At 76.7% G+C, this 25904-nt stretch carries 26 protein-coding genes; 20 read left to right on the top strand and 6 right to left on the bottom strand.

Translation table 11 applies throughout. The features are described 5' to 3' along the window. Window positions 1-2 precede the first annotated feature (2 nt). From recG to smc, 11 genes are all read left to right on the top strand, one after another. A complete protein-coding gene (recG, locus tag BMZ33_RS03950; RefSeq protein WP_169063857.1) occupies window positions 3-2189 on the top strand; it encodes an ATP-dependent DNA helicase RecG in 2187 nt (728 codons plus the stop codon). After that, complete coding sequence (rsmD, locus tag BMZ33_RS03945) at window positions 2186-2740, top strand: 16S rRNA (guanine(966)-N(2))-methyltransferase RsmD (protein WP_091108125.1); 555 nt, start codon at window positions 2186-2188, stop codon at window positions 2738-2740. The genes recG and rsmD overlap by 4 nt, the downstream gene beginning before the upstream one ends. Next, complete coding sequence (coaD, locus tag BMZ33_RS03940; RefSeq protein ID WP_091108123.1) at window positions 2737-3216, top strand: pantetheine-phosphate adenylyltransferase; 480 nt, start codon at window positions 2737-2739, stop codon at window positions 3214-3216. Before rsmD ends, coaD begins: the two co-directional genes overlap by 4 nt. Beyond that, entirely contained in the window at window positions 3213-3902 is a 690-nt protein-coding gene (locus BMZ33_RS03935) for an SPFH domain-containing protein (protein WP_091108121.1), read from the top strand. The genes coaD and BMZ33_RS03935 overlap by 4 nt, the downstream gene beginning before the upstream one ends. 177 nt (window positions 3903-4079) lie before the next feature. Then, window positions 4080-4700, top strand: coding sequence for a YceD family protein (locus BMZ33_RS03930; protein WP_091108119.1), 621 nt, complete (start codon window positions 4080-4082; stop codon window positions 4698-4700). A gap of 2 nt (window positions 4701-4702) precedes the next feature. Then, window positions 4703-4882, top strand: coding sequence for a 50S ribosomal protein L32 (rpmF, locus tag BMZ33_RS03925; RefSeq protein WP_075014296.1), 180 nt, complete (start codon window positions 4703-4705; stop codon window positions 4880-4882). Window positions 4883-4892: 10 nt separating this feature from the next. After that, a complete protein-coding gene (gene rnc, locus BMZ33_RS03920) occupies window positions 4893-5678 on the top strand; it encodes a ribonuclease III (protein WP_091108117.1) in 786 nt (261 codons plus the stop codon). Between the two features lie 3 nt (window positions 5679-5681). Beyond that, window positions 5682-6560, top strand: coding sequence for a bifunctional DNA-formamidopyrimidine glycosylase/DNA-(apurinic or apyrimidinic site) lyase (mutM, locus tag BMZ33_RS03915; protein ID WP_091108115.1), 879 nt, complete (start codon window positions 5682-5684; stop codon window positions 6558-6560). Beyond that, window positions 6557-6832 carry an acylphosphatase gene (locus BMZ33_RS03910; RefSeq protein ID WP_169063856.1) on the top strand — a complete coding sequence of 92 codons (276 nt, stop codon included), beginning with the start codon at window positions 6557-6559 and terminating at the stop codon, window positions 6830-6832. Before mutM ends, BMZ33_RS03910 begins: the two co-directional genes overlap by 4 nt. 149 nt (window positions 6833-6981) lie before the next feature. Then, a complete protein-coding gene (locus BMZ33_RS03905) occupies window positions 6982-7173 on the top strand; it encodes a hypothetical protein (RefSeq protein ID WP_091108111.1) in 192 nt (63 codons plus the stop codon). A 66-nt stretch (window positions 7174-7239) separates the two neighbouring features. Beyond that, window positions 7240-10818, top strand: a complete 3579-nt coding sequence (gene smc, locus BMZ33_RS03900; protein ID WP_091108109.1) for a chromosome segregation protein SMC — start codon at window positions 7240-7242, stop codon at window positions 10816-10818. Window positions 10819-10848: 30 nt separating this feature from the next. Here smc and BMZ33_RS03895 read toward each other — a convergent pair whose 3' ends face one another. Continuing rightward, the gene (locus BMZ33_RS03895) at window positions 10849-11649 is read right to left on the bottom strand and encodes an endonuclease/exonuclease/phosphatase family protein (RefSeq protein ID WP_091108107.1); all 801 of its coding nucleotides are present in this window, start codon (window positions 11647-11649) and stop codon (window positions 10849-10851) included. A 4-nt stretch (window positions 11650-11653) separates the two neighbouring features. After that, on the bottom strand, window positions 11654-13339 hold the full coding sequence (locus BMZ33_RS03890) for an alkaline phosphatase D family protein (RefSeq protein WP_091108105.1): 1686 nt from the start codon (window positions 13337-13339) through the stop codon (window positions 11654-11656). Between the two features lie 71 nt (window positions 13340-13410). Between BMZ33_RS03890 and ftsY the strand changes: the two genes are divergently transcribed. Together ftsY and BMZ33_RS03880 are read left to right on the top strand one after the other, a co-directional pair. After that, on the top strand, window positions 13411-14640 hold the full coding sequence (gene ftsY / locus BMZ33_RS03885) for a signal recognition particle-docking protein FtsY (protein ID WP_091108103.1): 1230 nt from the start codon (window positions 13411-13413) through the stop codon (window positions 14638-14640). Between the two features lie 170 nt (window positions 14641-14810). After that, complete coding sequence (locus BMZ33_RS03880; RefSeq protein WP_136697191.1) at window positions 14811-15317, top strand: hypothetical protein; 507 nt, start codon at window positions 14811-14813, stop codon at window positions 15315-15317. Here the strand turns inward: BMZ33_RS03880 and BMZ33_RS03875 are convergent. Genes BMZ33_RS03875 through BMZ33_RS03865 form a run of 4 tightly spaced genes read right to left on the bottom strand, consistent with a single transcriptional unit; the run spans window position 15290 to window position 17866 of the window. Beyond that, window positions 15290-16036, bottom strand: coding sequence for an energy-coupling factor ABC transporter ATP-binding protein (locus BMZ33_RS03875; RefSeq protein ID WP_091108100.1), 747 nt, complete (start codon window positions 16034-16036; stop codon window positions 15290-15292). The two genes, BMZ33_RS03880 and BMZ33_RS03875, sit on opposite strands and share 28 nt — an antisense overlap. Beyond that, window positions 16033-16815 (bottom strand): cobalt ECF transporter T component CbiQ, encoded by a 783-nt coding sequence (gene cbiQ, locus BMZ33_RS03870; protein ID WP_091108098.1) that lies wholly within the window; start codon window positions 16813-16815, stop codon window positions 16033-16035. The genes BMZ33_RS03875 and cbiQ overlap by 4 nt, the downstream gene beginning before the upstream one ends. 2 nt (window positions 16816-16817) lie before the next feature. Continuing rightward, window positions 16818-17153 carry a PDGLE domain-containing protein gene (locus BMZ33_RS23040; protein WP_211202803.1) on the bottom strand — a complete coding sequence of 112 codons (336 nt, stop codon included), beginning with the start codon at window positions 17151-17153 and terminating at the stop codon, window positions 16818-16820. Between the two features lie 8 nt (window positions 17154-17161). Then, window positions 17162-17866, bottom strand: a complete 705-nt coding sequence (locus BMZ33_RS03865; RefSeq protein ID WP_169063854.1) for an energy-coupling factor ABC transporter permease — start codon at window positions 17864-17866, stop codon at window positions 17162-17164. 357 nt (window positions 17867-18223) lie between these two features. Between BMZ33_RS03865 and BMZ33_RS03860 the strand changes: the two genes are divergently transcribed. The 7 genes from BMZ33_RS03860 to BMZ33_RS03830 all read left to right on the top strand — a co-directional run bounded on the left by BMZ33_RS03860 (window position 18224) and on the right by BMZ33_RS03830 (window position 25848). Further along, window positions 18224-19591 carry an ammonium transporter gene (locus BMZ33_RS03860; protein WP_091108096.1) on the top strand — a complete coding sequence of 456 codons (1368 nt, stop codon included), beginning with the start codon at window positions 18224-18226 and terminating at the stop codon, window positions 19589-19591. Beyond that, the gene (locus tag BMZ33_RS03855) at window positions 19588-19926 is read left to right on the top strand and encodes a P-II family nitrogen regulator (RefSeq protein ID WP_091108093.1); all 339 of its coding nucleotides are present in this window, start codon (window positions 19588-19590) and stop codon (window positions 19924-19926) included. Before BMZ33_RS03860 ends, BMZ33_RS03855 begins: the two co-directional genes overlap by 4 nt. A 94-nt stretch (window positions 19927-20020) precedes the next feature. After that, entirely contained in the window at window positions 20021-22411 is a 2391-nt protein-coding gene (locus BMZ33_RS03850; protein ID WP_091108091.1) for a [protein-PII] uridylyltransferase, read from the top strand. Between the two features lie 85 nt (window positions 22412-22496). Continuing rightward, a complete protein-coding gene (locus BMZ33_RS03845) occupies window positions 22497-22691 on the top strand; it encodes a hypothetical protein (RefSeq protein ID WP_091108090.1) in 195 nt (64 codons plus the stop codon). 32 nt (window positions 22692-22723) lie between these two features. Continuing rightward, complete coding sequence (locus tag BMZ33_RS03840) at window positions 22724-23032, top strand: helix-turn-helix transcriptional regulator (RefSeq protein ID WP_091108088.1); 309 nt, start codon at window positions 22724-22726, stop codon at window positions 23030-23032. 168 nt (window positions 23033-23200) lie between these two features. Beyond that, complete coding sequence (gene ffh, locus BMZ33_RS03835; RefSeq protein ID WP_091108086.1) at window positions 23201-24769, top strand: signal recognition particle protein; 1569 nt, start codon at window positions 23201-23203, stop codon at window positions 24767-24769. Continuing rightward, a complete protein-coding gene (locus tag BMZ33_RS03830) occupies window positions 24766-25848 on the top strand; it encodes an amidohydrolase family protein (protein WP_169063853.1) in 1083 nt (360 codons plus the stop codon). Before ffh ends, BMZ33_RS03830 begins: the two co-directional genes overlap by 4 nt. Window positions 25849-25904: the final 56 nt, after the last annotated feature.

Below are 25904 nucleotides of genomic sequence, written 5' to 3'. Positions count from 1 at the left end.
CGGTGACCCTCGAGACCCCGCTGTCGCGGGTGCTCGGCGCGAAGACGGCCAAGGCGATGGCCGAGTCGCTGGAGCTGCACACCGTCCGCGACCTGCTGCGCCACTACCCGCGCCGCTACGCCCGCCGTGGCGAGATGACCCGGCTCGACGACCTCCAGGTCGGCGACCGCGTCACCGTCCTGGCCCAGGTCCGCCGGGTCACCACCCGCAGGATGCGCAACCGCCCCGGCTCGCTGACCGAGGTCACCGTGGGCGACGGCGCCGGGGAGATGCAGCTGGTCTTCTTCAACCGCAGGCACGGCAACCTGCGCGAGGGTGCCTGGGGGCTGTTCGCGGGGACCGTCGGCGAGTACCGCCGCGCCAAGCAGTTCGCCCACCCCGACTTCCACCTGATCACCGGCGACGACGACGAGGACTGGGCCCGCGCCCTCATCCCGATCTACCCGGCCACCAAGGACGTCTCCAGCTGGGTGGTGCAGAAGTCGGTGCGGCTGCTGCTCGACGCCTCGGGCGGCTTCGGCTTCGTCGAGGACCCGCTGCCCGAGGAGCTGCGCGCCCGGCACGGGCTGCCCAGCCTCCCGGCCGCGCTGCTCGACGTCCACCGCCCGACCTCGCAGGACGACGTCGACCGCGCCGCCGAGCGGCTCAAGTGGGACGAGGCGCTCACCCTGCAGCTGGTGCTCGCCGCCCGGCGCCGCGCCGCCGCGCTCGAGCCCGGCACCGCCCGGCCGCCCCGCGGCGGCGGCCTGCTCGACGCCGTCGACGCCGCACTGCCGTTCGAGCTCACCGAGGGCCAGCGCGCGGTGGGGGAGGAGCTGGCCGCCGAGCTCTCCCGCGACTCCCCGATGCACCGGCTGCTGCAGGGCGAGGTCGGCTCCGGCAAGACCGTGGTGGCGCTGCGGGCGATGGCGCAGGTGGTCGACGCCGGCGGGCAGGCCGCGCTGCTGGCGCCCACCGAGGTGCTGGCCGCCCAGCACGCCCGCAGCATCGCCGCGATGCTCGGCCCGCTCGCCCGCGCCGGGGAGCTCGACGGCGACCCGGCGGGCACGCGGGTGGTGCTGCTCACCGGCTCGCTCAAGGCCGCCGCCCGCCGCGAGGCCCGCGCCGCGGTCGCCGACGGCAGCGCCGGCATCGTCGTCGGCACCCACGCGCTGCTGCAGGAGGGCGTCGACTTCGCCGACCTGGGCCTGGTCGTCGTCGACGAGCAGCACCGCTTCGGCGTCGAGCAGCGCGACGCCCTGCGCGCCAAGGGCGACCGGCCGCCGCACGTGCTGGTCATGACCGCCACGCCGATCCCGCGCACGGTCGCCATGACCGTCTACGGCGACCTGGAGACCTCGGTGCTGCGCCAGCTGCCCAGCGGCCGGGGCGGGGTGGCCAGCTCCGTCGTCCCGGCCAGCGACAAGCCGGCCTGGCTGGACCGGGCCTGGGAGCGGCTGCGCGAGGAGGTCGCCGCCGGCCGGCAGGCCTACGTCGTCTGCCCGCGCATCGGCGACGACGACACCGGCAGCGCCGAGACCGACGCCCCCGACGACGCCGACGGCGCCCCCGAGGAGGCCGGCGGCGGCGACCGGCGCCCGCCGCTGGCCGTGCTCGACGTCGCCGAGGCGCTGCACGAGGGCCCGCTGGCGGGGCTGCGGCTGGCGGTGCTGCACGGCCGGATGACGCCCGAGGCCAAGGAGGCGACGATGCGCGCGTTCGCCGCCCGCGAGGTCGACGTCCTGGTGGCCACCACCGTCGTCGAGGTCGGCGTCGACGTGCCCAACGCCACGGTCATGGTCGTCCTGGACGCCGACCGGTTCGGCGTCAGCCAGCTGCACCAGCTGCGCGGCCGCGTCGCCCGCGGCAGGCACCAGGGACTGTGCCTGCTGGTGACCGAGCTCTCGCTCGCCTCGGCCACCGGGCAGCGGCTGACCGCGGTCGCCTCGACCTCCGACGGCTTCGAGCTGGCCCGGGTGGACCTCGAGACGCGGCGGGAGGGCGACGTCCTCGGCGCCGCGCAGTCGGGCCGGCGCTCGAACGTCAAGCTGCTGTCGCTGCTGGAGGACGAGGAGCTCATCGCCGCCGCCCGGCTCGAGGCCGCCGCGCTGCTGGCCACCGACCGCGGCCTGGCCGACCACCCCGGCCTGGCCGCCGAGGTCGCGGCGCTGGCCACCGACGAGCGCGCGACCTACCTCGAGAAGGCATGACGCGCCTGATCTCCGGCGCGGCCGGGGGACGGCGGCTCAAGGTGCCGCCCAGCGGCGTGCGGCCCACCGGCGACCGCGCCCGCGAGGGGCTGTTCAACAGCCTCGGCACGCTGCTCGACCTCGAGGGCGCCGCCGTGCTCGACCTCTACGCCGGCTCCGGCGCGCTCGGCCTGGAGGCGCTGTCCCGCGGCGCGGCGCAGGTGGTGCTGGTGGAGGACGGCCCCCGGGTGCTGCCGGTGCTGCGCGCCAACGTCGCCGCCGTCGGTCTGCCCGGCGCCCGGGTGGTGGCCGGCCCGGTGCGCGGCGTCCTGTCCGGTCCGCCGCCGGCCCGCTTCGACCTGGTGCTCGCCGACCCGCCGTACGCCACGCCCGCCGCCGAGGTCGACGACGTGCTGCGGGCGCTGGTCACGGGGCGGTGGCTGGCCCCGGGCGCCGTGGTCGTGGTCGAGCGGCCCGCCCGGGAGACGCCGGGGGAGTGGCCGACACCCCTCGAGCCGATCCGCGACCGCCGCTACGGCGAGGCGCTGCTCCGGTACGGTCGGCTCCCGTGAGGCGAGCGGTCTGCCCCGGGTCGTTCGACCCCGTGACCAACGGACACGTCGACGTGATCACCCGGGCCGCCGCGCTCTACGACGAGCTGGTGGTGGCCGTGCTGGTCAACCCCGGCAAGGCCGGCCTGTTCACCGTCGACGAGCGGATGGAACTGCTGCGCGAGGCGGTGGCCGACCTGCCCAACGTCGTCGTCGACAGCTTCACCGGCCTGCTGGTCGACTACTGCCGGAGCCACGACCTGCCGGTGGTGGTCAAGGGCCTGCGCGCCGTCAGCGACTTCGAGTACGAGCTGCAGATGGCGCAGATGAACCGCGAGCTGGCCGGGATCGAGACGCTGTTCGTGCCCACCGCCCCGCAGGTGGGCCACCTCTCCTCGAGCCTGGTCAAGCAGATCGCCACCTTCGGCGGGGACGTGTCCCGGCTGGTGCCGAAGGGCGTGCTCGACCGGCTGCTGGCCAAGCGGGAGACCTCGTGACGGAGGTCGTCTACCGGCTCTACGAGGTCGTCGACGAGCTGAGCCGGGTCATCGAGAGTGCCCGCGGCGTGCCCATGTCGGGCTCGTGCATGGTGCCGCGCGACCAGCTGCTGGACCTGCTCGACGACCTCCGCGAGAACCTCCCCGACGAGGTGCACGCCGCCGGCGCGATCGTCGAGCAGCGCACCGAGATCCTCGAGCAGGCCCAGGCCGAGGCCGAGCAGCTCACCGGCCGCACCCGCGACGAGGCCGACCGGCTCGTGGCCGCCGCCCGCCGGCAGCGCGAGGAGGTCCTCGGCACCGCCCGCCGCCAGCGCGACGAGGTGCTCGCCCAGGCCCAGGCCGAGGCCGACGACCTGCTGGCCCGGGCCGAGGCGGAGGCCGACCGGCTGCTCGCCGAGGCGCGCGCCCACCACGAGGCGCTGCTCGCCGACGCGCAGGCCCAGCAGGCGGAGCTGCTGGCCGCGGCGGAGGCCGAGCACGAGCGGCTGGTCAGCGAGACCGAGGTCTACCGCGGCGCGGTCCACCGCTCCGACGAGCTGGGCGCGCAGACCGTGGCCGAGGTGGACCGGATGCGCGCCGAGGTCGACGAGTACGTCGACACCCGGCTGGCGGACTTCGGCGCGACCCTCGAGCGGATGCTGCGCTCGGTGGAGAAGGCCCGCTCCACCCTCCGCGACTCCTGAGGGAGGACCCCTCCGCCCCAGGCCTCGCGAGCTCGGCCCGGGCCCCTGCGGAGGGGCCGTTCCCGTCCGTCACCGGCGTCGGACGGCGCCACCGCGGGATCGGGTAGTCTCGGTTGCTGGTCCACCGGTGACCTCCCCGGCCGGATCCCCTCCCACCTGCGACCCGCGAGTACCGACATGCCTGCCGCACCGCACCGCCCAGGCGCCGCGTCCACCGACGCCCGGCGTCCCACCGCCAACCCCTGGGCCGTCGAGCTGCGCGAGCTCGGCCGCCGCGCCGGCTCGATGCAGGAGCTCGACCGCACCATCCCGGCACCCGCGGGCTGGCGGCTCGAGCTGATCGGCGTGCCCGACGGCGCCCCGGTGCACCTGCGGCTGCGGCTGGAGTCGGTGATGGAGGGTGTGCTGGTCTCCGGCGACGTCGAGGTGCCGGTGGAGGGCCAGTGCGCCCGCTGCCTGGACCCGGTCGAGGACACGCTCGAGCTCGACGTCCAGGAGCTCTACGCCTACCCCGGCAGCACGACGGAGGCCACGAGCGAGGAGGACGAGGTCCGCCTCGTCGAGGGCGAGCGGATCGACCTCGAGCCGATGGTCCGCGACGCCGTCGTCCTGGCCCTCCCGCTCTCGCCCACCTGCACCGAGGACTGCGCGGGCCTGTGCTCGGGCTGCGGCCAGCGCCTCGACGACCTCCCGGCCGACCACTCCCACGAGCTGGTCGACCCCCGCTGGGCCGGCCTCGCCGGCCGTCTCACCACCGGAGCGGTCACCGACCGTCCGGACGACCCTGAGGAGAACTGACCGTGGCCGTCCCGAAGCGGAAGATGTCCCGCGCCAACACCCGCGCCCGCCGGTCGCAGTGGAAGGCGAGCGCCCCCACGCTCACCCCCTGCCCCAACCGTGCCTGCGGTCAGCTCAAGCCGCCGCACCAGGCCTGCCCGAACTGCGGCCAGCACGCCGGCCGCCAGGTCCTCTCGGTCTGACCCGCCTCTCGTGGGCAGCGCCGCTCCCCGCACGGCAGCCGTCCCCGACGGCGGCTCGCCGGCGGGGCAGGCGCACGCCGACCGCGCGGCCGCCTGGCTGCTCGACGCCCTCGGTGTCGAGCTGCCCGGCGGCCTGCTGGCGTTGGCGCTGACGCACCGCTCCTACGCCTACGAGCACGGCGGACTGCCCACCAACGAGCGCCTGGAGTTCCTCGGCGACTCGGTGCTCGGCCTCGTCGTCACCGACGAGCTCTACCGCAGCCAGCCCGGCCTGCCCGAGGGCCGACTGGCCAAGCTGCGCGCGTCGGTGGTCAACATGACCTCGCTGGCCGGCGTCGCCCGCCGGCTGGGCGCCGGCGGCCTGGGCCCGCACCTGCTGCTCGGCCGCGGCGAGGAGACCACCGGCGGCCGCGAGAAGGACTCCATCCTCGCCGACGCGCTCGAGGCGCTGATCGGCGCGCTGCACCTGGGCCTGGGGCTGGAGGTCACCAGCGGGCTGGTGCACCGCCTGTTCGACCCGCTGCTGGCCGACGCCGCCACCCGCGGCGCGGGCCTGGACTGGAAGACCAGCCTCCAGGAGCTCGGCGCCGCCCGCGGCCTGGGCGCACCGGTCTACGCCGTCGCCGACGAGGGCCCGCCGCACGCCAAGGTGTTCACCGCGGCGGTGTCGCTGGCCGACGTCGTCCGCGGCCGGGGGACCGGGCGCACCAAGAAGGCCGCCGAGCAGGAGGCCGCCGAGGCCGCCTGGCGCGCCTTGTCGAACGGGCGGGAGACCGCCGACGACGGCGGGGCCTGACCCGTGCCCGAGCTGCCCGAGGTCGAGGTGGTGCGGCGGGGCCTGGCGCGCTGGGTCGCCGGGCGCACCGTCGCCTCCGTCGAGGTGCACCACCCCCGCGCCGTCCGCCGCCACCTCGAGGGGACCGAGCACTTCGGAGCCGCGCTGACCGGCCGCACCCTCACCGCCGCCCACCGCCGCGGCAAGTACCTGTGGCTGCCGCTGGCCGAGCCCGACGGCACCGGCTCGGGGCGGGCGCTGGTGGCCCACCTGGGCATGAGCGGCCAGCTGCTGGTGGAGAAGCCCTCCCAGCCCGACGAGACGCACCTGCGCGCCCGGCTCACCTTCACCGACGGCGGCCGCGAGCTGCGCTTCGTCGACCAGCGCACCTTCGGCGGGCTGGCCGTGGAGGACGCGCCGGACGGCGACGGCGTCCCGCCGCGGGTGGCGCACATCGCGATCGACCCGCTCGACCCCTCCTTCGACGAGTCCGGCTTCAGCGCGGCGCTGCGCCGCCGGCGCACGGAGGTCAAGCGCGCCCTCCTGGACCAGACGCTCGTGGGCGGCGTCGGCAACATCTACGCCGACGAGGCGCTGTGGCGCGCCCGGCTGCACGGCACCCGCCCCACCGACCGGCTCACCCGCGCGCAGGTCGCCGACCTGCTCGACGGCGTGCGCAGCGTGCTCGGCGAGGCGCTGGCACAGGGCGGGACGTCGTTCGACTCGCTCTACGTCGACGTCAACGGGCAGAGCGGCTACTTCTCCCGCTTCCTGGCCGTCTACGGCCAGGTGGACCGGCCCTGTCCGCGCTGCGGTACGCCGATCGTGCGGGAGTCGTTCATGAACCGGTCGAGCTACAGCTGCCCGCAGTGCCAGCCGCGTCCGAGAGCGCGCCGCTCGTGAGCGACGCCGTGCGGGTGCACGCGCTGGTCTCCGGTCACGTGCAGGGTGTCGGTTACCGCTGGTTCGTCCGCGGCCTGGCCGACGCCGCCGGTCTGTCGGGCTGGGCGCGCAACCTGCCCGACGGCCGCGTCGAGGTGGAGCTGGAGGGGCCGGCCGACGACGTGCGCGCCGTCCTCGCTGCGCTCGAGGGGCCGCGCGCACCCGGCGCGGTCACCGGCGTGGTGCGCGAGGAGCGCCCGGTCAGCGGGGGTCGCGGGTTCACCACGGGGTGACGAAGACGACATCCGCCCGACACGGGAGGACTGCGTCCTTGGCGTTGACCTGCGTGTCCGGGGCTGTCACCCTGGTGGTACCGAGCCCGCGCCGACCGACTTCCCGGGGCGCCGGGCAACCCCCACGAGCTGTGAGAGGCCGTTTCGCCATGGCCAAGGCCCTGTTCGGTTCCGTCGTGTCCGGTGCGGAGCTCCGCGTACTCGAGGAGAACGCGGTGCTGCGGGCCAAGGTGCGCCGCCTGGAGCAGGAGCTGACCGAGCTGCGGGCCCAGCGGGACGCCGCCATCGCGCACGAGCTGCTCAGCCTCGCCGGCGACAACGCCGAGCCCGCGCTGGCGTAACGCCTCTGGCCCCGTCCGGAGGCTCACCCCGAGCCTGCGAAGGGTGAGAGGGACGGGGTCCTTCCAGTGCACCTCTCGAGCCTGACGCTCAAGGGCTTCAAGTCCTTCGCGTCCCCCACGACGCTGCGCCTCGAGCCCGGCATCACCGCCGTCGTCGGCCCGAACGGCTCGGGCAAGTCCAACGTCGTCGACGCCATCGCCTGGGTCCTGGGCGAGCAGGGCGCCAAGAGCCTGCGCGGCGGCAAGATGGAGGACGTCATCTTCGCCGGCACGGCCGGCCGCCCGGCGCTGGGCCGGGCCGAGGTGACGCTCACCATCGACAACGCCGACGGCGCACTGCCGATCGACTACACCGAGGTCTCGGTGACCCGCCGGATGTACCGCTCCGGCGAGAGCGAGTACGAGATCAACGGCGACAAGGTCCGGCTGCTCGACGTCCAGGAGCTGCTGAGCGACGCCGGCATCGGCCGCGAGATGCACGTCATCGTCGGCCAGGGCCAGCTCGACGCCGTCCTCTCCGGCCGCCCCGAGGACCGCCGTGCCTTCGTCGAGGAGGCCGCCGGCGTCCTCAAGCACCGCAAGCGCAAGGAGAAGGCGCTCCGCAAGCTCGACGGGATGCAGGCCAACCTCGACCGGCTGGCCGACCTGACCGCGGAACTGCGCCGCCAGCTCAAGCCGCTGGGCCGGCAGGCCGAGGTCGCCCGCCGCGCCGCCGGCGTGCAGGCCGACCTCCGCGACGCCCGGCTCCGCCTGCTCGCCGACGACCTCGTGGGCCTGCGCGAGGCGCTGGACAAGGACGTCGCCGACGAGACCGCCGCCCGTGCCCGGCGCGCCGTCGTCGAGGCCGAGCTGGGGGAGGTGTCCCGCCGGGAGCGCGCGCTGGACGCGGCGCTGGCTGCCGGCGCGCCGCGGCTGGGGGCGGCGCAGGACACCTGGTACCGGCTCTCCGCGCTGACCGAGCGGTTCCGCGGCGTCGCGCAGCTGGCCGCCGAGCGGCACCGCCACCTGTCCGCGGCCGTCCCGGCGGGCACCGGCGGCCGCGACCCCGAGCAGCTCGAGGCCGAGGCCGACCGGGTCGCGGCCACCGAGGCCGAGCTCGCCGCCGGGCTGGCGGCCGAGCGCGGCCGGTTGACCTCCGCCGTCGCGGCGCGGGCCGAGCTGGACGAGGCCCTGACCGCCGAGGAGCGCGCCTGGGTGGCCGCCACCCGCGCCCTGGCCGACCGCCGCGAGCGGCTGGCCCGGCTCTCCGGCGAGGTCGCCGCCGGCCGCTCGCGCGCCGCCGCCGGGCAGGCCGAGGTCGAGCGGCTGGCGCAGGCCGCCGCCGAGGCCGCGGCGCGCGCCGAGGCCGCACGGGCCCGGCTCGACGATCGTCGCGCCGGGGCCGCCGACGCCGACGACGAGGACGTCGCGCTGGTCACCGCGCACTCCGACGCCGTCGCCGCGCGGACCGCCGCCGCCCGCGACGTCACCGACCTGGCCGACGCCGAGCGCGCCGCCGAGCGCGACCGCGCCTCGTGGGCCGCCCGCCGCGACACCCTCGCGCAGGGCCTGGCGCCCGCCGACGGTGCCGCCGCGGTGCTGTCCGCGGGCGCGTCGGGCGCGCTGGCCGGCGTCCTCGGGCCGGTCGCCGAGCGGATCACCGTCGCGCCCGGCGCCGCGGTGCCGCTGGCGGCGGCACTGGGCGGGCTGGCCGAGGCGCTCGCCGTCGCCGGGGTCACCGCGGCCGCCGACGCACTGGCGCACCTGCGCGACGTCGGGGGCGGCCGTGCCGGGCTGCTGGTCACCGGCGGCCCGGAGCCGCTCCCGCGCGAGGGGTGGCCGGCCCTGCCCGAGGGCGTGCGCTGGGCGGTCGACCTGGTCGAGGCGCCCGCGGAGCTGCGGCCGGCGCTGGCGCGGGCCCTGGACCGCGTCGCCGTCGTCCCGACCCTCGGTGCCGCCGCCGCGCTGGTGAGCGCGCACCCCTCCGTCCGGGCGGTCACCGCCGACGGCGACGTCCTGGGCGCCGACCGGGCCTCCGGCGGGGCCGCCGCGGCGCCGTCGAACCTGGAGGTCCGCGCGCGGGTCGACGAGGCCGAGCGCGAGCACGCCGCCGCCGCCGCGCGCGCCGCCGAGCTGGCCGACCGGCTGGCCGCCGCGCGGGAGACCGCCCGCGCCCGCTCCGCCGACGTCGACGCCGCGCTCGCCGCCCGGCAGGCCGCCGACCGCAGCCGCTCTAAGCTGGCCGCCGAGCTCGCCGAGCTCGGTGCCGCCGCGCGTTCGGCCGACGCGGAGGCCGAGCGGTCGGCGGCCGCGCTGCGGCGGGCCGAGCGGTCGCTGGAGGAGTCGGCGGCCGCGCTGGGCGAGCGGGAGGTGCGCCTCGCCGCGGCCGAGGCGGCGCCGGTCGAGCAGGAACCCTCTCCCGAGCAGCGCGATCGTCTCCGGCTGGAGGTGGCCGCCGCCCGGCAGGTCGAGACCGAGGCGCGGCTGGCCGTGCGCACCGCCGAGGAGCGGGCCCGCGCGCTCTCCGGCCGCGCCGAGGCGCTGCGCCGCCAGGCCCGCCAGGAGCGGGCCGCCCGTGAGCGCGCCGCAGCCGCCGCGCTGGCCCGCCGCCGCGGCGCCGAGGTCGCCGCCCGCGTGCGCGCCGGTGCCGAGGAGGCGCTGACCGCGCTGGCCGGGTCGCTCGCCCGCGCGGCCGCCGAGCGCGACGAGCTCGCCCGGCAGCGCACCGCCCGCGAGGCCGAGCTGCTCGAGGTGCGCACCCGCGTCCGCGCCGCGACGGCCGAGCTCGAGCGGCTCACCGACGAGGTGCACCGCGACGAGGTGGCCCGCGCCGAGCAGCGCCTGCGCATCGAGGCGCTGGAGGAGCGGGCCGCCGAGGAGTTCGGTGTGGACCTGCCCACGCTGGTCGCCGAGTACGGCCCGGCCGCGCCCGTCCCGCCGACGCGGGCGCAGGTCGTCGCCGCCGAGACCGCGGGGGAGCCCGAGCCCGCGCCGGTGCCCTACGACCGCGCCGTCCAGGAGCGGCGGGCCGCCCAGGCCGAGCGCGACCTGACCACGCTGGGCAAGGTCAACCCGCTGGCGCTGGAGGAGTTCGCGGCGCTGGAGGAGCGGCACACCTTCCTCGCCACCCAGCTCGAGGACCTCCGGGCCACCCGGCGCGACCTGCTCACCGTCGTCCGGGAGGTCGACGGGCGGATCCACGACGTCTTCGCCGCCGCCTTCGCCGACGTGGCGCGGGAGTTCGAGGGGGTGTTCGCCACGCTCTTCCCGGGCGGGCAGGGCCGGCTGCTGCTCACCGACCCCGAGGACATGCTCACCACCGGCGTGGAGATCGAGGCGCGCCCGCCCGGCAAGAAGGTCAAGCGGCTGTCGCTGCTGTCCGGCGGCGAGCGCTCGCTGACCGCCGTCGCCCTGCTGGTGGCGATCTTCCGCGCCCGGCCCTCCCCGTTCTACGTGCTCGACGAGGTGGAGGCCGCCCTCGACGACGTCAACCTCGGCCGGCTGCTCACCCTGGTCGGGCAGCTGCGGGCGACCTCGCAGCTGATCGTCATCACCCACCAGAAGCGGACGATGGAGATCGCCGACGCGCTCTACGGCGTCAGCATGCGCGGCGACGGCATCACCGGCGTCATCAGCCAGCGCCTGCGCGAGCCCGACCCGGTCTGAGGTCGGGCACCTCCGCGGAGGTGCCCGACCTCACACCCCCGACGGGACGAGCAGGTCGACGGCGAGGGGCAGGTGGTCGGAGGCGCCGCCGCCGTCGAGGACCCGGGCGCCGGCCACCGCGATGCCCGGCGTCACCCAGACCTGGTCGATCCGCACGTGCGGCGAGCGCGCGGGGTGGGTGAGCCCCTCCTGGCGCTGCCAGAACCGCCAGCGGGCCTGGTCGTCGCGCTCGGTGGCCAGCGTCCACGCGTCGGCGAAGGACTCCCGCAGCGGCGCCAGCTCCGGGGCGTCGGGGCCGGCGTTGAAGTCGCCCACGACCACGCCGGTGGCCATGGGCTCGGTGTGCAGGTCCCGCAGCAGTGCCGCCTGCTCCGCCCGCTCGTCCGCCGACCGGGTGGACAGGTGCGTGGTGGTGACCCACAGCGCGCCGCCGTCGAGCTCGACGAGGGTGCGCAACGCGCTGCGCGGCTCGCCGCCGCCGGGCAGCGGGTGGACGTCGCTGACGAGGATCGGCAGCCGCGACAGCAGCGCGTTGCCGTACTGGCGGCGCGGCTTCCCGACGCGGCCCGGCTGGTCGATGGCCGGGCCCCACGCCAGCTGCATGTCCAGCGCCCGGGACAGCAGCACCGCCTGGTCGACGTCCTCGCTGCGCTCGCCGAAGTGGCTGTCGACCTCCTGCAGGCAGATGACGTCGGCGTCGGCTGCGGCCAGCACCGTGGCCAGCCGCGGCAGGTCGTGCCGGCGGTCGTCGCCCACCCCGTGGTGGGTGTTGAAGGTGACCAGGCGGACCGGGATCGGCGGCTGGTCGGGACCGGGCGCTGGTCGGGTCACCCCGTCAGCCTGTCACCTCCGCTGCGACCGGGTCGGCCAGCGGGAGGTCGAGCACCGTCCGCAGCTCCGCGCCGGCGTCGGGGTCGGTGCCGGTGACGTGCAGGACGAACCGCGCCTGCCGGCCCTCGAGCACCAGCTCGCCGACCTGGTTGCCGAAGTAGGGCCCGGCGGCCTTCGTCCACTCCACCGAGGGCGGCCGCACCCGCGCGGTCCGGGCGAGCGCGCCGGTCAGCCGCCGCGCCCAGCGGCTCCAGCCGATGCGGAAGCCCACCCGGATGGGGTGCGGCGCCTGGTTGTGCAGCGGGGAGACCGTCAGCTGGTGCACCCGGGTGGTCAGGTCGCCGGGGGAGACCACCTCGGCGGCGTAGGCGTGGTGGACGTCGCCGGAGAGCACCACCGCCGTCGACGGCGCCCGGCCGTGCTCCCCGCGGGCCAGCGCCGTCAGCGCGGCGGTCAGCCGGTCGAAGGAGTGCCCGAACGCGGCCCAGTGCTCGAGGTCGGCGGCCTGCCGCAGCGCCTCGGCGAGCCGGCCCAGCGGGCGGCCGTGGTGGCGCACCGCCAGCGCCTCGTCCCACCGCTCGACGGAGTCGATGGCGTGGGGGAGCAGCCAGGGCAGCGACGTGCCGACGAGCAGGTGCTCGACGCCGTCCTCGACCGCCTGGCGCACCGCGGCCTCGATCCAGGCGAACTCCTCGTCGTCGACCATCCGGCGGGCGTGCTCGTCGAGCACCCGCCCGGCCCGGCTGTCGACCACCAGCAGCCGGGCCTCGCCCCAGTGCCGCACGTAGCTCCACCGCACCGTGCGGGGGTCGCGGTCGGCGGCCCGCGCCATCTCGCGCAGCACCGGCTCGGCGTCGGCGTCGGCGGGCAGCGCCCGCACCGCCTGCCAGGTCGCGTTGCCGGCCAGCTCCTGGGGGCTGAGGTTGCCCAGGTGCTGGTAGACCCAGTAGCTGACCAGGCCGCCGGAGATCCGCTCGTCCCACCAGTCGGTGGCGGTGACGCGGGCGCGCCAGGCGGCCGAGGTGTTCCAGTCGTCGATCATCTCGTGGTCGTCGAAGACCATGGACGACGGGATGGTCGACAGCAGCCAGCGCACCTGCGGGTCGCTCCACGACTCGGCGTAGAGGCGGGTGTACTCCTCCAGGTCGCGCACCTGCCCGTCCTCGGGCACCGGCTCGCCGCGGCGGCGGGAGAGCCAGTCGCGGGTCGCCGTCGTCAGCTCGTCGGCGTAGACCTGGTCGCCGAGCAGCACCAGCGCGTCGGGCCACTCCTCCTCGGGCATCGCGGCCACCCGCACGGAGTAGGCGTCGAGCGCGTCGGGCGGGATGCCGTCGGCGAGGTCGACGGTCGTGGGCGCGGCGTAGCGGCAGGAGCCGAACGCCAGCCGGAAGGGTCCCGGCCGGCCGGGCGTGCGGATCCGGCTGGGCGGGAACGGCGCGGACTCCTCCGGCCACACCCGGACGCCGTCGAGGCGGACCTCGTAGGGCGTGGTGCTGCCGGGCTCGAGCCCCTCGACGAGGACGAGGGCGTACCAGTGCCGGCCGACGCGGAAGGTGCGCGCGCGGCGGCCGAGGACCTCCACGTCGCAGGGGCGGTCTGTCTCGACCCAGACGGTCGCCGAGACGGGGTCCACGTGCCGCAGCAGGGGGCCGAGCAGCAGGGTGGGGGTGTCTGACCCGGGCAGCGACATGCCCCCAGCCTGTCCCACCGACCTGGGTTCCGCCCAGGGCCGGCTGTGCGCGGGCTGGGAGACTGACCGGCATGGAGTTCGTGCTGATCGCCATCGCGATCGTCCTCGTGGCCCTGGTCGCCGGGGTGGGTCTGCTGGTCGGCCGCGGCCGCCGCACCACCCGGCTGGACGACGACGCCGCCTCCGGCACGACGCTCACCCGGCCCCGCCCGCCCGCGGCCCCGCCCACGGCCGAGCGACCGCCCGCGGGTGCGACCGCCTCGGGCCTGGGCGTGGCCCCGGCCGAGCCGGACGCCGTCACCCCCGACGCGCCGCCGGAGGTCGAGCTCCCGCCCGCCGTCGCCGAGCCGGACCTGGTCTTCGAGACCCCGCCGCCCTCGGCCGGCCGGCTGGTGCGGCTGCGGTCCCGGCTGGCCCGCTCGCAGTCCTCGCTGGGCCGCGGCCTGCTCACCGTGCTGGCGCGCGAGCGGCTCACCGAGGACGACTGGGAGGAGGTCGAGGAGACCCTCCTGGCCGCCGACGTCGGCGTCGCGGCCACCACCCAGATCGTCGACCGGCTGCGCACCCAGGCGATGGTGCTGGCCACCGCCTCGCCCGCCGACCTGCGCGCCCTGCTGGTCCGCGAGCTGACCGCCGTCCTCGGCCCCGACCTCGACCGCACCCTGGGCACCGACCGCCGCGAGGGCCGCCCCGGCGTCGTCCTCGTGGTCGGTGTCAACGGCGCGGGCAAGACGACGACGGTCGGCAAGATCGCCCGCGTGCTCGTCGGTGACGGCCGGAGCGTGGTGCTGGGCGCCGCCGACACCTTCCGCGCCGCGGCCGCCGACCAGCTCGAGACCTGGGGCGAGCGGGTGGGCGTGCTCACCGTCCGCGGGCGGGAGGGCGCCGACCCGGCGTCGGTGGCGTTCGAGGCGGTGCGCACCGGCGTGGAGGCCGAGGTGGACACCGTCGTCGTCGACACCGCCGGGCGGCTGCACACCAAGTCGGGCCTGATGGACGAGCTGGGCAAGATCAAGCGGGTCGTGGAGAAGCAGAGCCCGGTCACCGAGACGCTGCTGGTCCTCGACGCCACCACCGGGCAGAACGGGATCGTGCAGGCGCGGGTGTTCACCGCCGCCGTCGAGGTCACCGGCATCGTGCTCACCAAGCTCGACGGCACCGCCAGGGGCGGCATCGTCGTCTCGGTGCAGCGGGAGCTGGGCATCCCGGTCAAGCTGATCGGCCTGGGGGAGGGCGCCGACGACCTGGCGCCCTTCGAGCCCGAGGTCTTCGCCGAGGGCCTGGTGGGCGGCGCGGACTGATGGAGGACCCCCGTGCGCCCCGCCACCCGCGAGCTCGCGGCGGGCCCCTGCACGGAGGTCACGGGCCGGTCCCCCGCACGGGTCCGGCCGGTACGTGGGACCGGATCGCCGGTCCCGGCGCGGGAGCCGTCGAGAACTCGGGCAGCCTCGGGCTGGGGCTGGCCGGGGGCGTGCTGGCACCCGCGCTCGGCCGCGGCCGCACCGGGACGGCGGGGGCCGCGGTGCTGCGGCTGCTCGCGCTCGACCTGTGGGGCGGGGCGTGGTGCAACAACACCCCGGCAGCGGCGCGCTGGTACCACCGCCCGGGCCAGGGGCCGCGCCAGCACCTCGCCTTCGCCGCCGCGCACCTGCACCCCGTCGTGCTGGCGTGGCTGGACCCGGCCGGTCCGGGGGACAGGGGGGCGCGGCTGCGGTGGGCCGCCGCGCTCCACGGCTACCTCCTGGCGGCCACCGCGCTGCTCACGGCCACCCGCGACCGCCGCACCCGGCGCGTCCTCGGGCTGGCCGCGACGGCCGGGGGCGTGCTGCTCGACCGGGCGCTGGGCCCCTCGGCCGCCGCGCCGTGGTTCGCGCCGGTCTTCTACGCCAAGCTGCTCGCCGGCCACACCGCGGGAGCCGCGCTGCTGCCCGCCGACCCGCTCGCCCCGGCTCAGACGCGCGTGGGGTCGAACCCATAGGGCAGCTCGAGCCGGTGGCGGGCCAGCAGGTCGGCGTCGGCGAGCAGCTCGCGGGTGGGCCCGTCGGCCACCACGACCCCGCCGTCGAGCACCACCGAGCGCGGGCACAGCTGCAGGGCGTAGGGCAGGTCGTGGGTGACCATGAGCACCGTCACCGGCAGCGCCTCGAGGACCTCGGCCAGCTCGCGCCGGCCGGCCGGGTCGAGGTTGGAGGAGGGCTCGTCGAGGACCAGGACCTCCGGGTGCATCGACAGCACGGTGGCCACGGCCACGCGGCGGCGCTGGCCGAACGACAGGTGGTGCGGCGGGCGGTCGGCCGCACCGGCCATGCCCACCTGGTCGAGCGCGGCGGCCACCCGGGCGGCGACCTCCGGCTCGGGCAGCCCGAGGTTGCGCGGCCCGAAGGCGACGTCCTCACCGACGGTGGGCATGAACAGCTGGTCGTCGGGGTCCTGGAAGACGATGCCCACCCGCCGCCGCACCTCGGGCAGGTTCCGCCTCTCGACCGGGAGCCCGGCCACGCTCACCCGCCCGCGCCCGCCGGAGAGGATGCCGTTGAGGTGCAGCACCAACGTCGTCTTGCCCGCGCCGTTGGGGCCGAGCAGCGCCACCCGCTCGCCGCGCCCGACGCGCAGGTCGACCCCGAAGAGCGCCTGGTGCCCGTCGGGGTAGGCGAACGCGAGGTCCTCGACGAGCAGGCTGGGCGGGGCGGTGCTCACCCCAGCAGCATCCCCGCCGCCAGCACCGCCCCGGCGCCGAGGGGCAGCGCCAGTGCCGTCAGCCAGGCCTGCAGGGGGACCGCCGCGGCCGGGCCGGTGACCAGCCGGCCGGTGGAGCCGCGGGAGAGCATCGCCAGGTGCACCCGCTCGCCGCGCTCGTAGGAGCGGACGAACAGCGCCCCCGCGGAGGTGGCCACCACCCGCAGCGCGCCGGGGCCGCGGCCGCGGAAGCCACGGGACTCCCGCGCCACCCGCATGCGCCGCAGCTCACCGGTGACGACGTCGGCGTAGCGCACCATGAACGCCAGGATCTGCACGAGCACCGCGGGCAGCCGCAGCCGCTGCAGGCCGCGCACGAGCTCGCGCGGCTCGGTGGTGGCGGCGAGCACCGTGGCGGCCAGCACCGACAGCGTGGCCTTGGCCAGCAGCCCGCCGGCCGCGGTCAGCCCGCTCTCCGACAGGGACAGGCCCAGGACCTCCACCCGCGGGCCCCGCGCCACCAGCGGCAGCAGCAGCGCGAACACCACGAACGGCACCTCGACGAGCAGCCCGCGGGCCAGCCGCCCGGCCGGCACCCGCGCGACCGCGGCCGCGGCGAGGACCAGGACGGCGTACCCGGCGTAGGCCGCCGGCGCCCAGGGGGCGTGCACGGGGGTGGCGACGACGACCAGCGCGAACGCGAGGACGGCGACCAGCTTGGTGTGCGGCTCCAGGCGGTGCACCGCGCTGGTGCCGGCCACGTAGGCCGCGCCGAGCGGCCCGCCGTGCCCCGCGCCCACGGTCAGTCCCGGGAGGAGGAGGCGCCGGCCGGCTGCCGGTCGCGGCGGCGCAGCAGCAGGGTCAGCCCGCCGGCGAGCACCAGGGTGACCGCGACGCCGATGACGCCGGCCAGCCCGCCGGAGAGCCGGCCGTCCCCGACCCCGGCCACGCCGTAGTCGGCCAGCGGCGAGCCGGCGGCGGCGCTGTCCTCGGCGGTGTCGGCGAAGCCGGCCCGGCCCGCGGCCCACTCCAGGCCGTCGGGGTGCGCGCTCGCGTAGTAGCTGACGACGCCGGCGACCAGCAGCGTGACCAGCAGCCCGGCGATCCAGGAGGCACGGCGGCTCACACGGCGGCTCACACGGCGGCTCATCGCACGGGCTCCCGGTCGCGCAGGCCCGGACGGCTGGCCAGGTCGGCCGGCCGGCGCAGGTGCGCCGCGCCGTGCACCAGGTCGGGCCGCACCGACAGCACCGCGGCGAGCACCGCGACGCTGATCGCCGCCTCGCCCAGACCGATGAGCAGGTGCACGCCGCCCATGGCCGCCAGCACCGTGCCCAGCGGCACGTCGGCCACCCCGCCGGCGGCGAAGAGCCCGACGAAGGTCACCGCGGCGGCGGGCACCGAGAGGAAGGCCCCGGTGCCGGCCGCGACGAGCACGCCGGTGCGGGTGCGCGGCAGCACGGGCAGCAGCAGCCGGTACGCCCCGTAGCCCACGGCGACGGCCACCAGGCCCAGCAGCGTGACGTTGGTGCCCAGCGCCGTGAGGCCGCCGTCGGCGAACAGCACGGCCTGCACGACGAGGACGACGGTCATGCACAGCACCGCCGTCCACGGCCCCACGAGGACCGCCGTCAGCGCGCCCCCGACCAGGTGGCCGCTGGTGCCGGCGCCGACGGGGAAGTTCACCATCTGCACCGCGAAGACGAAGGCGGCCGTCAGGCCGGCCAGGGGAGCGGTGCGCTCGTCGAGCTCGCGGCGCGCACCGCGCAGGGCGATCGCCACCGTGCCGGCGGCCACCGCGCCGGTGGCCACGGACGTCGGTGCGTCCAGGAACCCGTCGGGGACGTGCACGGGCGGACCTCCAGGGTGCGTCGGGGCGGCCGGGCGCCGCACCGCGGCGACCTTATTGCACACGAGTTGCAACTGCACAGCTGTCGCATCGGGCAGGTCCGCCGGGACGCCGGACCCCGGGCGGGGCGTGCGCAACACGGCCGACACACGCCGCGCGGACACGCGGCCGGGAGTTCACCGACCGGAAACAGGCGGACGACGCCCCCGGAAACACCGGCCCGGCACGGTGAACGCCGCGTCGCCCACCCCGTCGGCCACCGGTGGCCGGGAGCGGGCGCGGCCCGACGCACCCCGGGTGCCCCCCGCGTCCCGGGTCCGCTCTGTGGCCCTGCCACACCACACGGTCAGGAGGTCGCCGTGGACACCGGTGACACCGCCTGGGTCCTGGTCAGCGCCGCGCTGGTGCTGTTCATGACCCCCGGTCTGGCGCTCTTCTACGGCGGCATGGTCCGCGCGAAGAGCGTCCTCAACATGATGATGATGAGCTTCGGGGCGCTCGCGCTGATCAGCGTGCTCTGGGTGCTCTACGGCTACTCGATGGCCTTCGGCGACGACGTCGGCGGCGGCCTGCTCGGCAACCCGTTCGAGTTCTTCGGGCTGTCCTCGCTCATCGGCACGGCCGGCCTGGAGGGCGCGTTCGCACCCGACAACCTGGTCTTCACCGTCCCGTCGCTGGCCTTCGTCGCCTTCCAGGGCGTCTTCGCCATCCTCACCGTGGCGTTGATCTCCGGCGCGATCGCCGACCGGGCCCGCTTCGGCCCGTGGATGGTCTTCGCCGGCGTCTGGGCCACGCTCGTCTACTTCCCGGTCGCCCACTGGGTGTTCGCCTTCGACGGCGCGGAGTCCGAGACCGGCGGCTGGATCGCCAACGGCCTGCTGGCCATCGACTTCGCCGGCGGCACCGCGGTGCACGTCAACGCCGGTGCCGCGGGCCTGGCGCTCGCGCTGGTGCTGGGCAAGCGGCGCGGCTTCGGCCGCGACCCGATGCGGCCGCACAACCTGCCGCTGGTCATGATCGGCGCCGGGATCCTCTGGTTCGGCTGGATCGGCTTCAACTCCGGCTCCGCGCTGGCCGCCAACGGCCAGGCCGCCGAGGTGTTCGTCACCACGCTCGCCGCCACCGGCGCGGCCACCCTCGGCTGGCTGCTCACCGAGAAGCTCCGCGACGGGCACGCCACCTCGCTGGGCGCGGCCTCCGGCGTCGTGGCCGGCCTGGTGGCCATCACCCCGGCCTGCTCCTCGGTCACGCCGCTCGGCGCGATCGCCGTCGGGCTGGTCGCCGGCGTGCTGTGCGCCCTCGCCGTCGGCCTGAAGTACCGGCTCGGCTACGACGACTCGCTCGACGTCGTCGGCGTGCACCTCATCGGCGGCCTCTGGGGCACCGTCGCCGTCGGCCTGTTCGCCTCGGCGGCCACCACGGCCGGCGTCGACGGGCTGTTCTACGGCGGCGGCGTCGACCAGCTGTGGCGGCAGGCGCTGGGCGCCCTCGCCGTCCTGGTCTACTCGTTCGTCCTCACCCTCGTCATCGGCGGCGTCATCGCCAAGGTCATGCGCTTCCGCATCCCCGAGGAGGACGAGGTCGCCGGCATCGACGGCGTCGTCCACGCCGAGACCGGGTACGACCTCGCCTCGCTCGGTGGCGGTGGCGGCTCGGCCCTCGCGGCCGGCGGCCAGTCCCGCGCCGAGGCCCGGGGCACGAACCTCACGGAAGGGAGCCGGGTGTGAAGCTCGTCACCGCGATCGTCAAGCCGTTCAAGCTCGACGACGTCAAGAACGCCCTCGAGCTGATCGGGATCACGGGGCTGACGGTCAGCGAGGTCCAGGGCTTCGGCCGCCAGCGCGGGCACACCGAGGTCTACCGCGGCGCGGAGTACCAGGTGGACTTCGTGCCCAAGGTCCGCATCGAGGTGGTCGTCGGCGAGATCGACGCCGCCCGCGTGGTGGACGCCGTCGTCGAGTCGGCCTCCACCGGCCAGATCGGCGACGGGAAGGTCTGGGTCACCACGATCGACGAGATCGTGCGGGTCCGGACCGGCGAGCGCGGCGAGGACGCGCTCTGAGCGGGTCCTGACCCGAGACCGGAGGACGGCCGGGGCGGTGGGGGACCACCGCCCCGGCCGGCGCCGTTCCACACGCCACCACCGAGGGGGGACCGTGCCGGACCTGGGGTCGCTGCCCGACCTGTCGCGCGCCGAGCGGGTGCGGGTGCTCGACGGCTGGCTGGGCGGCCTGCTGGCCGACGCCGTCGCCGGGACGCCGCCGCCGCGCCAGCGCCGCGGCGGGCCGCCTCCGCGGACCGGCGCCGACGGGGTCGCACTGGTGGCCGTCGGCAGCCTCGGCCGCCGCGAGCCCCCGCCGCACGGCGACCTGGACCTGGTGCTGGTGCACGACGGCCGCCCCGAGGTCGCCGCCCTGGCCGACGCCGTCTGGTACCCGATCTGGGACGCCGGCGTGCGGCTGGACCACTCGGTGCGGTCGGTGGCCGAGGCGGTCTCGGTGGCCTCCACCGACGTCAAGGCCGGGCTCGGCCTGCTCGACGCCCGGCTGGTCGCCGGCGACGCGGGGCTGGCCGGCGCGCTGCGCACCGCGACGCTGGCCAGCTGGCGGCAGTCGGCGGGCCGGCTGCTGCCCCAGCTGCGCGACCTGCGCCGCACGCGCGCCCGGCAGGTCGGGGAGCTGGCCTTCCTGCTCGAGCCCGACCTCAAGGAGGCCTACGGCGGCCTGCGCGAGGGGCAGGTGCTGCGCGCCGTCGCCGCCGCCCAGCTGGTCGACGAGCCCTCCGCCGAGGTCGAGGCCGTCTACGCCTTCCTGCTCGACGTGCGCGACGAGCTGCGCCGCCGCACCGGCCGCCCCGGCGACGTCCTGGTCCGGCAGGAGCAGCGGCCGGTCGCGGCCGCCCTCGGGTTCGTGACCGACGGCGCTGCCGACGAGGACCGGCTGCTGCGCGAGGTGAGCCTGGCCGGCCGCCGGCTGGCCTTCGTCGCCGACGACACCTGGCGGCGGGTCGAGGCGGCACTGGTCCGCCGGCCCCGCGCCCGCTACCGGCGGATCCGCCGCGAGCCGCTGGCCGAGGGCGTGGTGCGCCAGGGCGACGAGGTCGTGCTCGCCCGCGACGCCCGCCCGGCCGCCGACCCGGGGCTGCTGCTGCGCGGTGCCGCGGCCGCCGCCCGCGAGGACCTGCTGCTCTCGCCGTACACGCTCAGGGTGCTCGCCGTGCACTCCCCGCCGGTGCCCGAGCCGTGGCCGGCCGAGGTGCGCTGGTCGTTCCTGCGGCTGCTGGCCAGCGGCCGCCCGGCCGTGCCGGTGATCGAGCAGCTGGACCAGGAGGGGCTGCTGGCCCGGCTGCTGCCCGAGTGGGACCGTGTCCGCTCGCTGCCGCAGCGCCACCCGTGGCACCGGTACACCGTCGACCGGCACCTGGTCGAGGCGGCCGCGGCGGCCGCCGAGCTCACCCACGACGTCGACCGGCCCGACCTGCTGCTGGTGGCCGCGCTGCTGCACGACGTCGGCAAGGGCTGGCCCGGCGACCACAGCGTCGTGGGCGAGCCGGTCGCCGCCGGGATCGCCGCGCGGATGGGCTTCTCCGACGTCGACGCCGCCACCCTCGGCACGCTGGTGCGCCACCACCTGCTGCTGCCCGACACCGCCGTCCGGCGTGACATCGACGACCCGGCGACCATCGACCGGGTCGCGGCGACGATCGGCGGGGACGCGCAGGTGCTGCAGCTGCTGCACGCGCTGGCGCAGGCCGACGGGGCGGCGACCAGCAGCTCGGCCTGGTCGCCGTGGAAGGCGCACCTGGTCGCCCACCTGGTGGCCCGCGTGCAGGCGCGGCTGGGCGGCGCGCCGTCCGCCGACGCCGACGCCGACCCGGTGCTGCACCCGACCGAGCCGAGCGTGCGGGCCGCGGGGGCCGACGGCGCGGTGACCGTCGGGGTGGAGGACGTCGCCGACGGTCAGCAGGTGACCATCGGCGCGCCGGACCGCCCGGGGCTGTTCAGCCGGCTGTCGGGGGTGCTCGCGCTCAACCAGCTCGACGTCCGGGCGGCCAAGGTCAACGTCGTCGACGGGCGGGCGACGGCGGTGTTCGCCGTCCGCCCGCGCTTCGGCCGGGCGCCGCAGCCGACGATCCTGGCCGACGCCGTCCGCGCCGCGCTGGAGGGGACGCTGCCGCTGGCCGACCGGCTGCGGCAGCGCGAGGCCGACTACCGGCAGGGCACCGGACGCGCCACGGCGCCGCGGATCTCCTGGCACGACTCGGAGGTCAGCGGGGAGGCGACCAGCATCGTCGAGGTGCGCGCCGCCGACCGGGCGGGCCTGCTCTACCGGCTGACCGCGGCGCTGGCCGCCGAGGGGCTCGACGTCACCTCGGCGCGGATCGAGACCCTGGGCGCCGACGCCGCCGACTACTTCTACGTGGTCAGCCCGACCGGGGAGCGCATCGACGCCGGGCAGCGGGCGCGGGTGGAGACGGCCCTGGTCGCCGCCACGCGGGGCGCGGTCCCCGACCCCGCGCACAGCGGGGGAGGGGACACACCGGGCTGAGCTCCCCGGGACTGTCGGTGGGGCGTGGGACCGTCGCAGCCGAGCGGGACGGAACGGTCCCGTCGCCGACCGTCGAGGAGCCCCCGTGGACGCCCAGCAGCACTGGCCCTGTCCGACCTGCGGCGACGAGCGGGTGTTCGAGCAGCCCCCGTGCGTCGACGGGCACGCCGCCGACGGCGCCGAGTGCCCCGAGTGGGTGTGCTCCGACTGCGGCACCGCGTTCTTCCTCGGCGGCCTGGAGGCCGTGGTCCGGGCGGTGGCCGGACACCGCGCCGCCTGAGATCGGGTGCCCGCCGCGCGTACGGTGCCCGCGTGACCGCGTCGCCGCCGGGGTGGACCTTCCTCTCCAACCACGGGCACGTGCTGGTGAGCCTGGCCGCCGACCCCGAGGCCCGCATCCGCGAGATCGCCGGCCGCGTGGGCATCACCGAGCGGTCGGTGCAGATGATCCTGGCCGACCTGGAGGAGGCCGGCTACGTCGTCCGCGAGCGCGTGGGGCGGCGCAACCACTACACCGTCGTCGACCACGGCCGGTTCCGGCACCCGCTGGAGGGGCACGTGCGGGTCGGGGACTTCCTGGCCCTGGTGGTGCGCGAGCGGCCCTCGGCCGACTCGGCCTGAGAGGGGGTCCGGCCCGCCCCGCGCCCGCGGAGCAGCGGAGCGGTGGCCGCTTCTCGATACGCTGGACACCAGGAGGCGTGCAGGCCCGGCCGGACCGCGGCCGTCGCCGTGTCGCCGGTCGCGCGCCGACCGGGCGGGCCACGCCGCGAGCTCTGACGAGGACGTGCTGTGTTCGAGACCCTCTCCGACCGCCTCGACAAGGTCTTCACCGGCCTGCGGGGCAAGGGCCGGCTGACCGACGCCGACATCGACGCCACCGCGCGCGAGATCCGCATCGCGCTGTTGGAGGCCGACGTCGCGCTGCCGGCGGTGCGGGCCTTCATCAACGCCGTCAAGGAGCGGGCCCGCGGGGCGGAGGTCTCGCAGGCGCTCAACCCCGCGCAGCAGGTCATCAAGATCGTCAACGAGGAGCTCATCCAGATCCTCGGTGGCGAGACCCGCCGGCTGCGCCACGCCAAGCAGTCGCCGACGGTGATCATGCTGGCCGGCCTGCAGGGCTCCGGCAAGACCACGCTGGCCGGCAAGCTCGGCCGCTGGCTCAAGGGTCAGGGTCACACCCCGCTGCTGGTGGCCTGCGACCTGCAGCGGCCCAACGCGGTCAACCAGCTCTCGATCGTGGCCCAGCAGGCCGGCGTCGACGTCTACGCGCCCGAGCCGGGCAACGGCGTCGGCGACCCCGTCCGGGTGGCCGCCGACTCCGTCGAGCACGCCCGCCGCACCCAGCACGACGTCGTCGTCGTCGACACCGCCGGCCGGCTGGGCATCGACGCCGAGCTGATGGCGCAGGCCGCCGGCATCCGCGACGCCGTGCGTCCCGACGAGACGCTGTTCGTCGTCGACGCGATGATCGGCCAGGACGCCGTCACCACGGCCGAGGCGTTCCGCGACGGGGTCGGCTTCAGCGGCGTCGTCCTCACGAAGCTCGACGGCGACGCCCGGGGTGGTGCCGCCCTGTCGGTGCGCTACGTGACCGGGCAGCCGATCATGTTCGCCTCCACCGGCGAGAAGCTCACCGACTTCGACGTCTTCCACCCCGAGCGGATGGCCTCGCGCATCCTCGGCATGGGCGACGTGCTGACCCTCATCGAGCAGGCCGAGCAGGCCTTCGACGCCGACCAGGCCGAGAAGATGGCCGGCAAGCTCGCCAGCCGGGAGGGGTTCACCCTCGAGGACTTCCTCGAGCAGATGATGGCCATCCGCAAGATGGGCCCGATCGCCAACCTGCTGGGCATGCTGCCCGGCGCGGGGGCGATGAAGGAGCAGCTCAAGCAGGTCGACGACCGCGACCTCGACCGCACCGCGGCGATCATCCGCTCGATGACCCCGCAGGAGCGGGTCGACTCGAAGATCATCAACGCGTCGCGGCGGGTGCGCATCGCCAACGGCTCCGGCGTCACCGTCACCGAGGTCAACCAGCTGCTGGAGCGCTTCGCGCAGGCCCAGAAGATGATGGGCCAGATGGCCGGCAGCATGGGCCTGCCGGGCATGGGCCCGATGTCGAAGAAGGCCCGCGGCCGCCAGATGCAGGCGCAGTCCGCCAAGAAGGGCAAGGGCAAGAAGGGCGGCAAGAGCAAGGCCCCGGCCCGTCGGCCGATGGGCGCCCCCGGGCTGCCGACCGGCGCCGGCTTCCCCGGCCCGCTGCCCGGCGGGATGCCGTCGCTGCCGCCCGGCCAGGCGCTGCCGGACCTGTCCAAGCTCGACTTCAGCAAGTTCGGGGACGAGCGGCCCGGGCGGTGAGCGCCCCCGCGCTGCACCTCCGCGGTGTCGTCCTCCCCGAGGGCGAGCACCGCGACCTGTGGGTCCGCGACGGCCGGGTGACCTTCGAGGCGGTACCGGGAGCGGAGACCGTCAGCCGGGACGGCTTCCTGCTGCCCGGGCTGGTCGACGCGCACTGCCACGTCGGCATCGGCCCCGGCGGGGTGTCGGTCGAGGACCTGCCGGGCCTGCGGGAGCAGGCGCTGGCCGAGCGCGCCGCCGGTGTGCTGGCGCTGCGCGACTGCGGCTCGCCGGTGGACACCCGGGCCCTGGACGGCGAGCCCGACCTGCCCACGATCGTGCGGGCCGGCCGGCACGTCGCCCGCACCCGCCGCTACATCCCGGGCCTGGCCGTCGAGATCGAGCCCGACGGGCTGGTCGGGGCGGTCCGCACGCAGGCCCGCCGCGGCGACGGCTGGGTGAAGCTGGTCGGCGACTGGATCGACCGCTCGGTCGGCGACCTGGCGCCCGAGTGGCCGGCCGACGCCCTGGCCGCGGCGATCGCGGCCGCGCACGAGGAGGGCGCCCGGGTCACCGCGCACACCTTCGGCACCGACGCGCTGCCCGGCCTGGTCCGCGCGGGCATCGACTGCATCGAGCACGGCACCGGGCTGACCGAGGACCTCGTCGGCGAGATGGCCGCGCGCGGCACCGCCGTCGTCCCGACGCTGGTCAACGTGGAGAACTTCCCCGGCTTCGCGGCGGCGGGGGAGAAGCGGTTCCCGGCCTACGCGAGCACCATGCGGCGGCTGTACGCGCAGTCGGGCGCCGTCGTCCGCGCCGCGTACGAGGCCGGGGTGCCGGTGTTCGCCGGCACCGACGCCGGCGGCGGCATCAAGCACGGCCGGATCGCCGACGAGGTGCGCGCGCTGTGCCAGGCCGGCCTCCCCGCCGAGGCGGCGTTGGCCGCGGCGTCGTGGGCTGCGCGGCGGTGGCTGGGCCTGCCGGGCATCGAGGAGGGCGCGCCGGCCGACGTCGTCGTCTACGACAGCGACCCGCGCACCGACCTCGACACCCTGACCCGCCCCGTCCTCACCGTGCTGCGCGGCCGCGTCGTCTGAGGGCGCCGCGATGACCAGGGACCCTGGTCGTCGCGTGCCCGACCCGACGGTGGGAC

It is taken from the genome of Geodermatophilus dictyosporus (assembly GCF_900115505.1).
GTDB classification, from domain to species: Bacteria; Actinomycetota; Actinomycetes; order Mycobacteriales; family Geodermatophilaceae; genus Geodermatophilus; species Geodermatophilus dictyosporus.
This window is presented reverse-complemented; position numbering and strand designations above follow the sequence as displayed.